11 protein-coding genes, 2 rRNA genes and 1 pseudogene are annotated in these 14,762 nt (G+C 34.4%); 6 read left to right on the forward strand and 8 right to left on the reverse strand.

Annotated elements, in window-relative coordinates; genetic code table 11:
- Positions 1-58: 58 nt before the first annotated feature.
- Positions 59-1,147 (reverse strand): glutamine-hydrolyzing carbamoyl-phosphate synthase small subunit, encoded by a 1,089-nt coding sequence (carA, locus tag OOT12_RS05695; protein WP_010407192.1) that lies wholly within the window; start codon positions 1,145-1,147, stop codon positions 59-61.
- Between the two features lie 202 nt (positions 1,148-1,349).
- Between carA and OOT12_RS05700 the strand changes: the two genes are divergently transcribed.
- Together OOT12_RS05700 and OOT12_RS05705 are read left to right on the forward strand one after the other, a co-directional pair.
- On the forward strand, positions 1,350-2,066 hold the full coding sequence (locus OOT12_RS05700) for an SDR family NAD(P)-dependent oxidoreductase (RefSeq protein WP_264374618.1): 717 nt from the start codon (positions 1,350-1,352) through the stop codon (positions 2,064-2,066).
- A gap of 132 nt (positions 2,067-2,198) precedes the next feature.
- Complete coding sequence (locus OOT12_RS05705) at positions 2,199-2,666, forward strand: hypothetical protein (protein WP_010407187.1); 468 nt, start codon at positions 2,199-2,201, stop codon at positions 2,664-2,666.
- Positions 2,667-3,219: 553 nt separating this feature from the next.
- Here the strand turns inward: OOT12_RS05705 and fsa are convergent.
- Complete coding sequence (gene fsa / locus OOT12_RS05710) at positions 3,220-3,864, reverse strand: fructose-6-phosphate aldolase (RefSeq protein ID WP_007302527.1); 645 nt, start codon at positions 3,862-3,864, stop codon at positions 3,220-3,222.
- Between the two features lie 404 nt (positions 3,865-4,268).
- Here fsa and OOT12_RS05715 point away from each other — a divergent pair, with 404 nt between their 5' ends.
- Positions 4,269-6,758, forward strand: coding sequence for a hypothetical protein (locus tag OOT12_RS05715; protein ID WP_264374617.1), 2,490 nt, complete (start codon positions 4,269-4,271; stop codon positions 6,756-6,758).
- Between the two features lie 41 nt (positions 6,759-6,799).
- Here the strand turns inward: OOT12_RS05715 and OOT12_RS05720 are convergent, their stop codons facing one another.
- The 3 genes from OOT12_RS05720 to pstC all read right to left on the reverse strand — a co-directional run bounded on the left by OOT12_RS05720 (position 6,800) and on the right by pstC (position 9,767).
- Complete coding sequence (locus OOT12_RS05720; protein WP_012482002.1) at positions 6,800-7,141, reverse strand: F0F1 ATP synthase subunit epsilon; 342 nt, start codon at positions 7,139-7,141, stop codon at positions 6,800-6,802.
- Positions 7,142-7,146: 5 nt separating this feature from the next.
- On the reverse strand, positions 7,147-8,583 hold the full coding sequence (gene atpD, locus OOT12_RS05725; RefSeq protein WP_264374808.1) for a F0F1 ATP synthase subunit beta: 1,437 nt from the start codon (positions 8,581-8,583) through the stop codon (positions 7,147-7,149).
- Between the two features lie 95 nt (positions 8,584-8,678).
- Positions 8,679-9,767, reverse strand: coding sequence for a phosphate ABC transporter permease subunit PstC (pstC, locus tag OOT12_RS05730; protein ID WP_264374616.1), 1,089 nt, complete (start codon positions 9,765-9,767; stop codon positions 8,679-8,681).
- Between the two features lie 107 nt (positions 9,768-9,874).
- On the opposite strand from pstC, the gene rpmH reads away from it, so the two are divergent.
- The 3 genes from rpmH (at position 9,875) to OOT12_RS05745 (ending at position 10,653) form a co-directional block, all read left to right on the forward strand.
- Positions 9,875-10,009: a 50S ribosomal protein L34 gene (gene rpmH / locus OOT12_RS05735; protein WP_010404613.1), complete on the forward strand. Its 135-nt coding sequence runs from the start codon at positions 9,875-9,877 to the stop codon at positions 10,007-10,009.
- Complete coding sequence (rnpA, locus tag OOT12_RS05740; protein WP_080589533.1) at positions 9,993-10,370, forward strand: ribonuclease P protein component; 378 nt, start codon at positions 9,993-9,995, stop codon at positions 10,368-10,370. The genes rpmH and rnpA overlap by 17 nt, the downstream gene beginning before the upstream one ends.
- 73 nt (positions 10,371-10,443) lie before the next feature.
- Positions 10,444-10,653, forward strand: a complete 210-nt coding sequence (locus OOT12_RS05745) for a hypothetical protein (protein ID WP_264374615.1) — start codon at positions 10,444-10,446, stop codon at positions 10,651-10,653.
- Positions 10,654-10,685: 32 nt separating this feature from the next.
- Here OOT12_RS05745 and OOT12_RS07395 read toward each other — a convergent pair.
- From OOT12_RS07395 to OOT12_RS05755, 3 genes and pseudogenes are all read right to left on the reverse strand, one after another.
- A pseudogene (locus tag OOT12_RS07395) lies at positions 10,686-11,497 on the reverse strand (IS66 family transposase); the annotation flags it as partial.
- 191 nt (positions 11,498-11,688) lie between these two features.
- A 5S ribosomal RNA gene (rrf, locus tag OOT12_RS05750) occupies positions 11,689-11,795 on the reverse strand.
- A 67-nt stretch (positions 11,796-11,862) separates the two neighbouring features.
- Positions 11,863-14,627: ribosomal RNA gene (locus OOT12_RS05755) — 23S ribosomal RNA — on the reverse strand.
- Between the last annotated feature and the right edge of the window lie 135 nt (positions 14,628-14,762).

Below are 14,762 nucleotides of genomic sequence, written 5' to 3' on the forward strand. Positions count from 1 at the left end.
ATATTAAACATCCAAATCCAAAAGATCAAGTAATAAAAGCTAATCTAACTGATTTCAGTTAGATTTTACTTTTATATAACAAAATATTGTCAATAAAACGCCCAAATAAGTAATGTGAATCATGTGTACCTGGCGCTTCTTCTGGATGATATTGAGTAGAAAAGACTGGGTAATCCTTCATCATTATCCCCTCTACACTATTATCAAATAGAGAAATATGAGTAACTTCAACGTTACTTGGAAGAGAAGCTGAATCAACAACAAAACCATGATTTTGGCTAGTTATCTCAACTTTTTTACTCTCCAGATCATAAACTGGATGATTACTCCCTCGATGACCAATATCCATCTTGACAGTCTTTGCTCCCAAAGTAACTGCAAGTAATTGATGGCCCAGGCATATGCCAAAAACTGGTATTTTAGATTTCACAATAATTTCTATTTCTGAAATTACACTCTCTCCTATCTCTTGTGGATCACCAGGGCCATTTGAAAGCACTATACCATCTGGATTCATGCTTAATATTTTGTGAGCAAAACCTGTATCTGGTTTGACTAATTCAACCGTACAATCAAGTTCTACTAAGCGTGAGATTATACTATTTTTTATACCGAAATCAACAATTACAATCCTATATTTTGCATTAAGAGCGCTTTGAAAGTTATTACTTAAACTGACTTTCTTAGTTATTTCTATTCCATTTACAGATTTGTATTTCTTCAATTCATCTAATATATGTGCCTCACTTGACGGACATATCATTCCATTTTGAGATCCATGTTTTCTCAAATATCTCGTCAAAGCTCTAGTATCAATTCCCGATATCCCAACTACATTATTTTTCTCCAACCAATCATTTAAACTAATATATGAAGAAGAGTGAGACATAGGAGAAAGTTCACGCATAACCACACCACTTGCAAAAACTTTTTCTCCTTCATTATCTTTGTGATTTATTCCAACATTACCAATATGAGGAAAAGTGAACGCTATTATTTGATCAGCAAAAGAAGGATCTGTTATAGTATGCTGATAACCTGTCATACCAGTGGTAAAACAAACTTCACCTATACATTTGCCTCTTTTACCTACCGATTTTCCCAAAAAGCACTTGCCATCTTGTAAAACTAAAGCTGCATCCTGCATTTAATTCTCTCAACTCATTTAAAATATTATATAAGAATTTTAAATTACAAGTAAGCAAATACTAAACTTCCCTTTAAGTTTATATAAAATTCAAAATTATAAGTAGCTTTCTTTTTTTATTATTTAGCAAAATTATAGCAAACTTAACTTGTGTGAATAGGCAATAGTCATTACATTCATACTTCACGTTATGTAAATTCACATGGATAGAAAAACTTGTCTCATTACAGGAGCATCATCTGGCATTGGAGAAAGTCTAGCACGGTTGCTCATTAAAGATGGATGGTTTGTGGTTGGCATTGCAAGGCGCACTGAAAAACTGGAAAAATTAAAAGAAGAATTAGGTAGTAATTTTTTACCTATAACATGTGATGTAAGCAAAAGTGAAAATATTAAAAACTCGTCTGATTTTTTAAAAAAGCAAAATATTATACCAAATCTCTTTTTTCTTAATGCAGGATGTGGCGAAATAGAAGATAAGTTTCATACCAACATTCATAGAAAAACATTTGAAACCAATTATTTTGGCGTTATCAACTGGATTGAAGAATGGATTCATCATAATTCCTTGGCAACTTTTGCGGTTATATCTTCTCTTGTTGCTATGCATGCAACACCACATGCTTCTGCATACTGTGCCAGCAAAGCAGCACTAAAAAGTTGTTTTCAATCACTAAAAATCCAATATGCTAACAGTAGCACAAAGTTTATCACCATAATGCCAGGGCCAGTAAAAACAGATATGTTTAAGTCTAATAAACCACTTCCCTTCATATGGGAGCCAGAAAAAGCTGCAGCATATATTTTAAAAAGTATATTTAAAGGAAAGAAAGTTATAGCGTTTCCAATTTTCTGGCGGTTATTTTTTAATATTTTACAAATTCTTCCCACTAAAATGACTGCAAGAATCTTACGATAATCACCAAATCTACCATCTTGTAAAGCTAAAGCTCTTCAAAACTCAATCGCAAGCTTCTCCACACAAAAACATCTTGACTATCGCATGTTTCATATTATATGAATAAACTGTTAATGAAAGTGGAGGGTTGCAATGCCTAATAATACAGATCAGTCTAAAAAAATAAATGAGAAATGGTTATTTATAGGAGGTGCTTCACTGTTTCTTGTAATAATGCTACCATCAATTTTTCTCTTAGCAAAAATAGCTATGATGTTTGTTATAATCTCAACTACAGCAATAGCAATAAAAATTGCCTCAAAAGCAATATCAAACGTTTTAGAGGATAAAGAGAATCAATCAACACAAAATAAAATTATAAACCTAGCTATTGGAGCAGTGTCCATACTTGCAGGTGGGATATCATTACTTATTACAGCAAAAGTTGGTTTCATCGCAATATGTTCAACTATAGCTATTTTAGCTCTGTATGAATATATTAAAGATGAAAAAATAGGTAAGGATATAAATGATAAATTCGATGAAATAGCTAATAATACAACTGAGTTTTGCGTCAACAGCATTGAAAAACTTATTCCATCACAAAGTTGTGAAGTGTAATCTTTTGTTTATAAATTTTTAGATGCATGGCTAACCAGTGCTTCTTCTCTTGTCATCCCAGTGCTTGACACTGGGATCCATCATCACTAGAAGCATTGCATTTTAACATTACTTTTATAGTCATAAATTTAACTAGATTCCAGTGTCAAGCACTGGAATGACATTGTTTATTATATGCCGTATTGCAATATTCGTACAGCTGTGTACGTAAAACTGGAATGACACGTTCGTAAAATTACGATAAAAAATTACTTGACAAACTCTAATAGTTTTGTTATCATGCACAGTGAAGGTGTTCTAGAGCTCGGAATCTATCTTCGTCTGCAGACTTTTCAATTCAATTAATCTATAATCTTCAGTTAAAATATATTTTAGCTATACTTCGGTCGTAGCTGTATACATTTTTCTCAATCTTTTTTATTAGTGGAGGACTATCATGTTTAAAACACTGAATTACGCATATCATTGACCTACATGTCTTTAAAGGACAGATGGTACCTATGTCCTTTTTATATAAATTATTGTGTTTTTATGTCTTTTTTAGCAATGTCATTTATTGTTTTACGCCCCAGTCTTTTTCAAATATTGCGAGCCCTTGATCAGTAAGTGGATGATTAATTAACTGTCTAAGTATTTTTGCTGGCACAGTAATTGAATGAGCACCAAGCCGTGCAGCTTCTATTACATGTGCTGGACTTCTTACTGATGCAACAAGAACTTTTGTCTTAAAATTATAATTAGAATATATAGTGCATATATCTTCTATTAGCGATAAGCCATCATAGCTTATATCATCAAGGCGACCAACAAAGGGAGAAATAAAACAAGCACCGGCCTTAGCGGCAAACAGTGCTTGTCCAGGAGAAAAACATAATGTGATATTAGCAGGTATTTTATGTTCTGTCCACAACTTTTTACAAGAAATTAATCCTTCATGTGTAAGGGGTAACTTTACTACGATATTACTAGCGATTTTCGCTAACTTAAGGCCTTCCTTAACCATATCTTCATGGCTATCTGCAACAACTTCAACACTAACAGGTCCTTTTATAATAGAACATATTTCGCTTACTAAATCTTCGTACTTATCTTTATGTCCAGATTTTGCTATTAAAGAAGGATTTGTTGTTATACCATCAATGAACTCTTTTAGCTCCTTAATTTCATTCAAATCAACACTATCAAGAAAAATTTCCATATTATTGTCCTATTAAAAACCTATTTTTACAAAATATTGTCATCTTTGAAAAGTATTAAATAAAATCGGATTTTTAACTCAATTTTCAGTCCGTTAGGAAAGAAAATATTGCACTGAGAAACAGTATAGCGCTTTCCTTAATTGGTTGCATTTTATTAACAAAATTAGCATAACCAATTTCTGAAGTTTACTAGCTTTACGTTCAATAGAAATTCTTGCATAGCCTAAAACTTAGTGCTACTATTAGTATAGTAACACAAATAGGTAGTGAGAAACAATAAACAAAATGACTAAGTTCGAGTTTAACGCTCGCAATTAAATTCAACTAAAAAGGTTAATATAAAAGGAGTTAATCACTCCTAAAGTAAATATATTATCAGAACAATAGTAATAAGGGGTATATTATGTCAACAAATTTCCCGACATTGAAAAACATATTAGCAGAGCTGAAAAGAAAAAATAGCATTACTGTTTTAGAAGAACATTGTCAGGAAAAATGGGAGGTTTATGACTTGCTCATGGATTTAACAAATGATGAAAATTTTAAGCAAGCATATATAGATCTATCTTTCAACAAGAGCTTTAAAAAAAACTTTATAGAATTAGCAAATCAGGCAAAAAAAGCTGTAAGTAAGTATTTTAGAGACAAAGACATAGACCTTCGAGCTTTTTATGTAGAAACTAACAATTCTGATAAAGTGTTAAACATTAATCTTATTAATTACAATAGAAGTGAGCCAATAAGAATTAGTGATATCTTACAGCAAGAAAGGGATATTAGCACATTGAATATCTATTGCGATAAAAAGCATGACATATACGCTTACCGAAAAGGTAAGGAAAGACATTATGAATTTAAAGAGGGTGCATATTATGAAATGACAAGCACTTGGCCTGTGCAGGACAAGGATGGGAAAACTTTTACCTGTACTATGGTTATGAATGTAAGTAATTCTGGTATAACTGAAGTACTGCAATTTAATGGTCAAGATTTTGAATCGCCACCTGAGGAGTTTTGGGAATTAATAAGACAAAATGAGGAATTATATATTCAAGGCCTCTCTCTACATGATGCTGTAAAAGCATTATTGAAAAAGAACAAAAATGCTAACATTGCACCGGCTGTTAGTAATCTGCAAAATAACGAACATATCGTAATCAATCAAGACGAAAAGCTGAAAGATCTTGAAAATGATGCTAAAAACAATCCTATTCTCTCTTTCACTAGCAACAATGTATCAGAGGTTAATCCACAGCAGATTGCAACTCAAATAGAAGTTAATTCACAACAACTAGATCAAAAGCTTACAAAAGCTGAGCAAGAAATTAGAGAATTAAATGAGCAGAGGAACGAATTACGATATAGGTTCGACAAGGCTGAACAAGAACTTGAAGAGTTAGAAAAGCACAATAGTGACTTACAGAATGAACTTGGAGAAGAAAAGCAAAAAAATGCAAAATTGCAAGCTGAACTGACACAAAAAGATAAAAAACTAGCAAATATGTCAACAGAGCTGCAAGAAAGAGCGCAAGAACTTGAAGGTGCATATGAAGAAAAGAAAGACCTGAAGAAAAAGCTGGAAGTTGCCAATGTAAAAAATAAGAAACTGGAAGATACATTGCAGATAGAGAGCGAGCAAGCAGAACGTATAATGATCGAAGAGAATGAGCGCTTAACGAATTTAAAATATAGGCTCGACAAGGCTGAGCAAGAATTTGAAAAGCATAATAGTGATTTACAGAATGAACTTGGAGAGGAAAAGCAAAAAAATGCAAAATTGCAAGCTGAACTGACACAAAAAAATGAAAAACTAGCAAATATGTCAACAGAGCTGCAAGAAAGAGCGCAAAAACTTGAGAGAGTGTATGAAGAAGAAAAAGAAGATCTAAAGAAGAGGCTGGAAGTTGCTAATGTAGAAAAAGAAGAGTTGACAAGTGAGGTAAGAAAATTGCAAGAGGAATTAGACCAGCTGTTAAGTAATTGCATAATAAAGCAAAAAAAATCAGAACAGGAACTCATGGAGGCTAAGCAAGAAATTGAAGAATTAGAAAAGTGCAATAGTGATTTACAGAATAAACTTGAAGAAGAAAAGCAAAAAAACGTAAAATTGCAAATTGGACTAACACAAAAAGATGAGAAGCTAGAAAATATATCAACAGAGCTGCAAGAGAAAATACAAGAACTTGAAAGTGCACATGAAGGAAAGAAAGATCTAGAGAAAAAGTTAACAATTGCTAATGCAAAAAATGAAAAACTGGAAGATAAATTGAAACAGTTTAAAAAAGCGGAAGAGGAAGCAGAAGATATATTAAATGAAAATTGGAAAGATATACAGAATTTAAAATTTACAATTCTACGCTTAGATGATAAGTACAACACAAATCTGGAATCTTATAAACAAGAGGTAGATCAGCTAAAGCAGGAATATGAAGGGTTAAAGAACGAGGTAGAGCTTAAAGATGAGCAAATTAAGAAGTATAAGCAACAGTTGTCGCAGAAGAGAGAAGAAACAAAAGAGAATCAATTACTGACAAAGATTAAAGAATTGGAAGAATGTAATGAGCACTTGACAGAAATAATTGGAAATAAAGCTCTGGAAATTGAAAGAATAACTGGAGAAAGAAAAGAGCTAAACGGTACAGTGCAATACTTAAATAGCCAAGTAGAACTGTTAAGTCCAGTAATTGATCAAGTACTTGTTAATAAAAAGGAAGTTTTTGATAATAATTCAAAAATGTTTTACCAGCTTACAGAGGAAATTGATGATTCAGAAAAAAAATCTAGGTCTTTAAGCCTTGATAGCGCATTTCATAGCGATCACTGTAATTCACTTCTAGACTTAATCAGCAGTCCCTCAAAGGTGTGTAGCCAAAGTCAGCGTGGAAATGTTTAAAGATGCACATGAGACCAGCGGCTTCTTTATTCAAGTAGCCCCTAAAGAGATTTGACATCAAGATAACTTAAATATATACCAACTCTCTTATCTTTTAATGATTCCTCATCATGAGTCAAATGATCAAAAACCTGAATTTGATTCGTTATAATGCTACAATTATTATTTGCAACCTCTAATATACCATTATCAATTACAACTTTTTCCTTTGTCTGGTTACTCATTTGAGCAGTAATTATACCAGGCAATAAATAAATTAAGTAAGGAGAATGGTAAGCTAAAATCACTAGCTCTCCTTCAAGCCCATTCACTGAAAGCGAAACCACTTCATCGAATGAAATTCGATTATCAGGAGAAAAAAATTGCACCTTAAAAGTGTTCATAATCTTTAATGTCCGGCTCCAACTTCAGCTTTTATTGATTCAGCCTTTTCTATTGCTTCACTTATACTTCCCACCATATAAAAAGCAGCTTCTGGCAGGTGATCATATTTACCTTCAATAATTCCTTTAAAACTAGAAATAGTATCAGAAAGTGAAACAAATTTGCCAGACATGCCAGTAAATACCTCCGCAACATGAAAAGGTTGAGAAAGAAACTTCTGAATTTTACGAGCTCTATCAACAATAATTTTATCTTCATCAGATAGTTCATCCATACCAAGTATTGCGATAATATCTTGCAGCGACTTATAAGTTTGCAATATACGTTTCACTTCAGAAGCCACATTATAATGCTCTTCACCAATGATTTCAGCAGATAAAGACTGAGAAGTTGAGTCAAGTGGATCAACAGCAGGATATATACCCATTTCAGCTATCTGCCTTGACAACACTGTGGTTGCATCAAGATGAGAGAATGTAGTTGCTGGAGCTGGATCGGTCAAATCGTCTGCAGGAACATATATAGCCTGTACAGAAGTAATAGAACCAGCAGTAGTTGAGGCTATTCTCTCTTGCATAGCGCCCATATCAGTCGCAAGAGTTGGCTGATAACCAACAGCCGACGGTATTCTTCCAAGCAAAGCAGAAATTTCAGAGCCAGCTTGAGTAAAACGGAAGATATTATCTACAAAAAATAGAACATCTTGATTTTCATGATCACGAAAATACTCCGCCATAGTTAGTGCTGTTAAAGCAACCCTAGCCCTTGCTCCAGGAGGTTCATTCATTTGACCATAAACCAAAACGGCTTGAGATTTTTCGTGCTCATTTATATCTATTACATTCGAAGTAATCATCTCGTTATAAAGATCATTACCTTCACGCGTTCTCTCTCCTACTCCAGCAAACACAGAAAATCCTTTATGAGCTTTTGCTATGTTGTTAATCAGCTCCATTATCAGAACTGTTTTACCAACACCAGCTCCACCAAATAAGCCAATTTTTCCTCCTTTAAGATAAGGAGCAAGAAGATCTATAACCTTTATTCCTGTAACTAAAACTTCTTCCTGTATCTTCTGCTCAGTAAAACTTGGAGGTGATCTATGTATAGGTTCTAAATTATACTTTCCTTTTAGCGGACCACACTCATCTATAAGCTCTCCTACAACATTAAAAATCCTTCCTAAAGTTGAGCGTCCAACCGGAACTGATATTGGTGCACCTGTATCAACAAACTCATCACCTCTTGACATACCATCTGTGCTATCCATAGCAATACAACGAACTACATTGTCACCTATATGTTGTGAAACCTCTAAAACTAGCTCCTTGCCCTTACATTTTAGTTTGCTTTTTAAAGCATTAAATATCTTAGGCAACCCGTCTTCAAATTTTAAATCAACAACTGCTTGAGTTATTTTAACTACTTTACCTGTACTCATCTCTTTCATCACCTAACACTAAATTCTATAAAAGAACTTCTAAAGAAAATAAATCCTATATTATTAACAGAAATTTTGCAATATTAAAACACTTACTAGTTACGTTTCATTATAAATAGTGCAAATGCATTTAATAGCCAAGTAATAACAAACAGCACCAAACTAAGCGCATAAGCAGCAAGAGTTTGCACACTATTGAAATCCTGATCTCCGGTAAGTAATGTAGCAATTTGTACAGTGATAGTAGTAACTGAATTGAGAGGATTAAAGGTCAAATTTGCATTGATTCCCACAGCCATTAGTACAATCATTGTTTCACCTATCACTCTTGAAATTGATAATAAAATTGCACTTAAAATTGTAGGCATTGCATAAGGTATTGTTATATGCCATATAGTTTCGGCTGGAGTTGCACCAAGCGCCATAAAACCATAACGCAAACTTTTTGGAACAGATCTTATAGCATCTTCAAGCAAAGAAATAATAAAAGGAAGAATCATTATTCCAATCGATAAACCAGCAATCAAAGCACTTTCTGAGTGTATACTTAAATTAAAAAAATTTGCTACCTGCTTTATAAAAAAAGACAAAAATACAACTGAGAAGTATCCATATACAACAGTAGGAATAGCAGACAAAACCTGTAAGGCTGTATTAATAACATAACGCACTTTTTCACTCGCATACTCACTAATATATATTGCAGAAAATAAACCAAGCGGCACCGCAACTAACATTGCTACAATAGTTATAAGTAATGTCCCCACTAAAAGTGGCGCTATACCAAAACATCCCACCTCTCCTTCGCCAATAATAGCTACATTATGCTTCCATTTTAAGCAAAATAAGAATTCTGAAATAGCTACTTTATTAAAAAAAGAAATGGACTGAATAAAAATAGATAGCATTATAAATAAAGTGATAAAAAGTGATATTGCTAAAGCCATAAATAACAAAAATTTTACCATCTTATTTCTTTTAACTTTAAAGATAAAAATCAGCATAAAAAAAAGTAACGCTATAGAAATAGAAGTTATAAAATAACCATCATAGAATGCTAACAAACAAGGTAGCATCCACATACAACTCAAATATATATAAGACTTAACTTTACTTACTGCTTGAAACTTACTCAAACAAAATAAAAGGATTAGTAAAACAGGTACGCCTATAATTAAATTCATTTTTCCATATATCAAATTTTATTCAATAAGAATGCCATAGAAGTTGACCATTATTTGACAATAGAGAAAAATAATTTAAAATAAATAGTTATATTAATATAAAAACAATGAAAAGAACATTTCAACCAAAAAATTTAAAAAAAAAGCACAAACATGGATTTCGTTCACGTATGTCAACAAAAGCTGGAAGAAAAATTCTTAATAAGCGTCGCTCATTAGGGTGTAATAAATTATGCGCATAGTAAGCATAAAAAAAAAGAGTTTTCCTTTGCTTTTAAAAACAGATTAGCACCTGACAGTCTTTTTTATCGAGGGGTATATATATCACTATATGCTATAAAAGAAAGAGAACCTGAAAAGTATATTCATGTTATTAGAGTAGGTCTGGCTATCAGTAAAAAAGTCGGAAAAGCAGCAAAAAGAAATAAAATAAAAAGGCAATTACGAATGCTAGCTAAAGTTAGCATTTCTAATATAAGTAATGTAGGATACTATTACATAATACTAACCCATAAAAACATTATGCAAGCAGGCTATAAAAATTTACAAAAAGACCTCAATATTTGCTTAAAGAAAGATAAAATAAGAAGAAATTTTCACTAAAGTATTTACAGATATATTTTTTATGATAAGATAAGTAAACTTTTTAAAATAAATTAATAGATGTGGGTGCTTGATGGTAGAGAGTATAAGAAAAGAAGATAAAAAGCTCGATACAAATAATGCTGAAGAGAGTTTTTATGAATATAGAAAGTCTAGCTATCGTACACAATGGGGAATGGCATTTGAACAAAGCCAATACTTAGAACAAAATAAGGATAATCCTAGAGGGAAGTTGCTAAATTTAAATATAGAAGCAACTTATTACAATAAGAGAATAGTTTGATAAAAGTAAAAGTACCCGTTCAAGGGAGTGGTTCAAGAAACGATAGGCAGGGGATTGTATAGTTCTCTTTGTTTCCATGTTAAGTATAATGAAATTATCCTTTCAAATTCCTAGCTCTGATTACGTAAAATATGAGCTTTTACAGTAAATGATATAATGCCTAATTTGCTGTTCAGCGCGATAGTGGAATACTTTCTGGTTTACTTAAAAAATTTCACACCATTCTTTCAGATTTTAAAATATTTTTCGCAACTTGAAAAGCTCCAGTTGCTTCAGATAGGTAGCTTCAAGTAATACCTTATACGTTTTGCAACTTTCTTACACTTCTGTTTCATTTTTTAATAAAGCTTTTTTTTAGCATAAATAATTCAGTGGATGCGTTTTTTAAGTAACAGCCCAGAATTTTAACTTCAATAGTCCAGCTATGTTTCAAAGTACCTGTCAGCGACTATTACGATTGCAACATACACTGTCTTTTAAATCTTCTTTCCCTTTAAAACTTGCAGTATTGCTTCAGCACTAACCAAGTTTACCTTTATTATAACACGTTGATGCGCAAAACCTCACTTTTCTTATTCGATTTGCTCATACACCTTTTTGCATTTTGAGGGAATTCTATATTCACTATTTGATACGCTTTCAATTCACATTAAAAGCATCACTTATAATTTTCACGTTTTGAATTTTTATAAAATCCACTGAGTGCTACAATTATCACCTAACTATTGGACCAAATGTATCTGCTTTTTGGTAGTTTGCTACTTCTTCTTTCTCCTCATCTCCAACAACTTAATTAATATTCAATTATATAAAGTTTGATTTTCGGAAGATCAATTGTTTGATGATTTGTTAAATGTTACTATCTCTCCTCCTCATTTGCAAATAGGTGACAAATTCTACTTTTAAATTTTCTACTTTTATTTTAAAGTTTTCGCAAAGTTCTAAAAGATTAGTTATATTACCTCACAGCTACTCTATGTTTACCTTGTTTCATCGCTCTACTGAACAGATATAGATAAAAAGAAATTTTTATAAGCTTGGCAACGACCTACTTTCCCTTTTTAAGTATCATCGGCGCTAAAAAGTTTCACTTCCGAGTTCGAAATGAGATCGGGTGGTTCATTTTTGCTATAGTCACCAAGTCAATAAAAATTTCTGACTTAACAAATTTCAATTTAATATTTAACACTGCATATGCACATATAGAAAGGAAATAAATCAATCAGGCTATTAGTACTAGTTAGCTTCACATGTTACCATGCTTCCACACCTAGCCTATCAACGTGGTAGTCTTCCACGGCCTTAATTGGGAAATCTTTTTGAAGAGGGTTTCTTGCTTATATGCTTTCAGCAATTATCCCATCTATACATAGCTACCCAGCGATGCTATTGGCATAACAGCTGGTACACCAGAGGTATATCCATCTCGGTCCTCTCGTACTAGAGTCAGATCTTCTCAAATTTCCTTCACCCACGGCAGATAGAAACCGAACTGTCTCACGACGTTCTAAACCCAACTCACGTAACACTTTAATCGGCGAACAGCCGAACCCTTGGGACCTTCTCCAGCCCCAGGATGTGATGAGTCGACATCGAGGTGCCAAACGGTGTCGTCGATATGAACTCTCGAACACCATCAGCCTGTTATCCCCGGCGTACCTTTTATCCGTTGAGCGATGACCCTTCCATACAGAATCACCGGATCACTATGACCGACTTTCGTCTCTGCTTGGCTTGTCAGCCTCGCAGTCAGGCAAGCTTATGCCATTGTACTATCAAGCTGATTTCAGACCAGCTCTAGCTTACCTTCGCACGCCTCCGTTACTTTTTAGGAGGCGACCGCCCCAGTCAAACTACCCACCATACAATGTCCTAGTTCCAGATAATGAAACATAGTTAGATATCAAAAGTGTAAAGGGTGGTATCTCAAGGTTGACTCCATTATAGCTAGCGCCATAACTTCAAAGTCTCCCACCTATCCTGCACATCACACTTTTAATAGCAATGTAAAGCTATAGTAAAGGTGCACGGGGTCTCTTCGTCTAACCGCGGGTACCCCGCATCTGCACGGGGAATTCAATTTCGCTGAAGTGATGTTGGAGACAGTGGAGAAATCGTTACGCCATTCGTGCGGGTCGGAACTTACCCGACAAGGAATTTCGCTACCTTAGGACCGTCAGTGTTACGGCCGCCGTTTACTGGGGCTTCAATTCAGAGCTTGCACCCCTCCTATTAACCTTCCAGCACCGGGCAGGCGTCAGACCCTATACTTCCACTTACGTGTTTGCAGAGTCCTGTGTTTTTAGTAAACAGTCGCTACTCCCTATTTTGTGCCACCTACTCATAGTTGCCTAAAAGCAGGTTACCCTTCTTCCGAAGTTACAGGTATAATTTGCCGAGTTCCTTCAACATCATTCTTTCAACACCTTAGTATACTCTACTCATCCACCAGTGTCGGTTTACGGTACGGCCTCATAAATATAAGTGCTATTTCCTGGAGCTTCTTTTAAGCATAGATCAATCCAATAAGACCTATACAAATACAAAACCCGTCACACTTAAGAGGTTTAGGAATATTAACCTAATTGCCATCGACTACTCCTTTACGGACTCGCCTTAGGAACCGACTAACCCTACGCAGATTAACTTAACGTAGGAACCCTTAGATTTTTGGTGAGAGTGTTTTTCACACTCTTTTACGCTACTTATGTCAGCATTCTCACTTCCGATATCTCCAGCAGTTTTCACAAACCGCCTTCACAGACTTACGGAACGCTCCGCTACCGCGCCTATTAATCGAAATTAATAAGCACCCACATCTTCGGTATACAGCTTTAGCCCCGGTACATTTTCGATGCAGAAAAACTTATTTAGACAAGTGAGCTGTTACGCTTTCTTTAAAGGATGGCTGCTTCCAAGCCAACCTCCTAGCTGTAATGGTTTTTCCACTTCCTTCCCCACTTAGCTGTAATTTTGGGACCTTAGATAGTGATCTGGGCTGTTTCCCTTTCCACCACGGACTTAGCACCCGTAGTGTGTCTGCTGTATAATTAATTGTTGGTATTCGGAGTTTGGTTAGATTTGGTAAGATGATGAATCCCCCTAGTCTATCCAGTGCTCTACCCCCAACAACATACATACAACGCTCTACCTAAATAGATTTCGCGGAGAACCAGCTATTTCCAAGTTTGATTGGCCTTTCACCCCTAATCACAACTCATCCAATAATGTTGCAACATTAACTGGTTCGATCCTTCAGTATGTTTTACCATACCTTCAATCTGGTCATGACTAGATCACTTGGTTTCGGGTCTAATCCATAAAACTAAACGCCCTATTCAGACTTGCTTTCGCTACGCCTACACCTACCGGCTTAAGCTTGCTTCATAGATTAACTCGCTGACCCATTATGCAAAAGGTACGCTGTCACTCTAAATATCAATAAATTGATATAGAGCTCCAACTGTTTGTAAGCACTTGATTTCAGATTCTATTTCACTCCCCTCCCGGGGTTCTTTTCACCTTTCCCTCACGGTACTTGTTCACTATCGGTCGTTAAGGAGTATTTAGGCTTGGAGGATGGTCCCCCCATATTCAAACAGGATTTCACGTGCCCCGCCCTACTCAAGGATTTAAAAACTTTCTATTTATACAGGACTATCACCTTCTATGGTTACCATTTCCAGAGTATTCTAATTCTTATTTTTAAATCACTAGCCTTTTCCGCTTTCGCTCGTCACTACTAACAGAATCTCGGTTGATTTCTTTTCCTTTGGCTACTTAGATATTTCAGTTCACCAAGTTTGCTTTATATACTTAGTATATAATAACTAGCTAAGCTAGTTGGGTTTCCCCATTCGGAAATCTGCGGATCAAAATTTGTTGACAATTTCCCACAGCTTATCGCAGCCTGCCACGTCCTTCATCGCCTCTTAACGCCAAGGCATCCATCAAGTGCTCTTAATAATTTATTTATCTGACTATATGTAGAATATGCAGAGTTAAATATTAACTTACAATTGAATTGAGATTAAATAATCTCTACCATAAAACTTTTCAAACATCTAAAAACTAATCTTTTATATGTTACAATCTGATAAATCATATGT

Origin of the sequence: Wolbachia endosymbiont (group B) of Parapoynx stratiotata (assembly GCF_947250635.1) — a bacterium.
Taxonomy (GTDB): domain Bacteria; phylum Pseudomonadota; class Alphaproteobacteria; order Rickettsiales; family Anaplasmataceae; genus Wolbachia.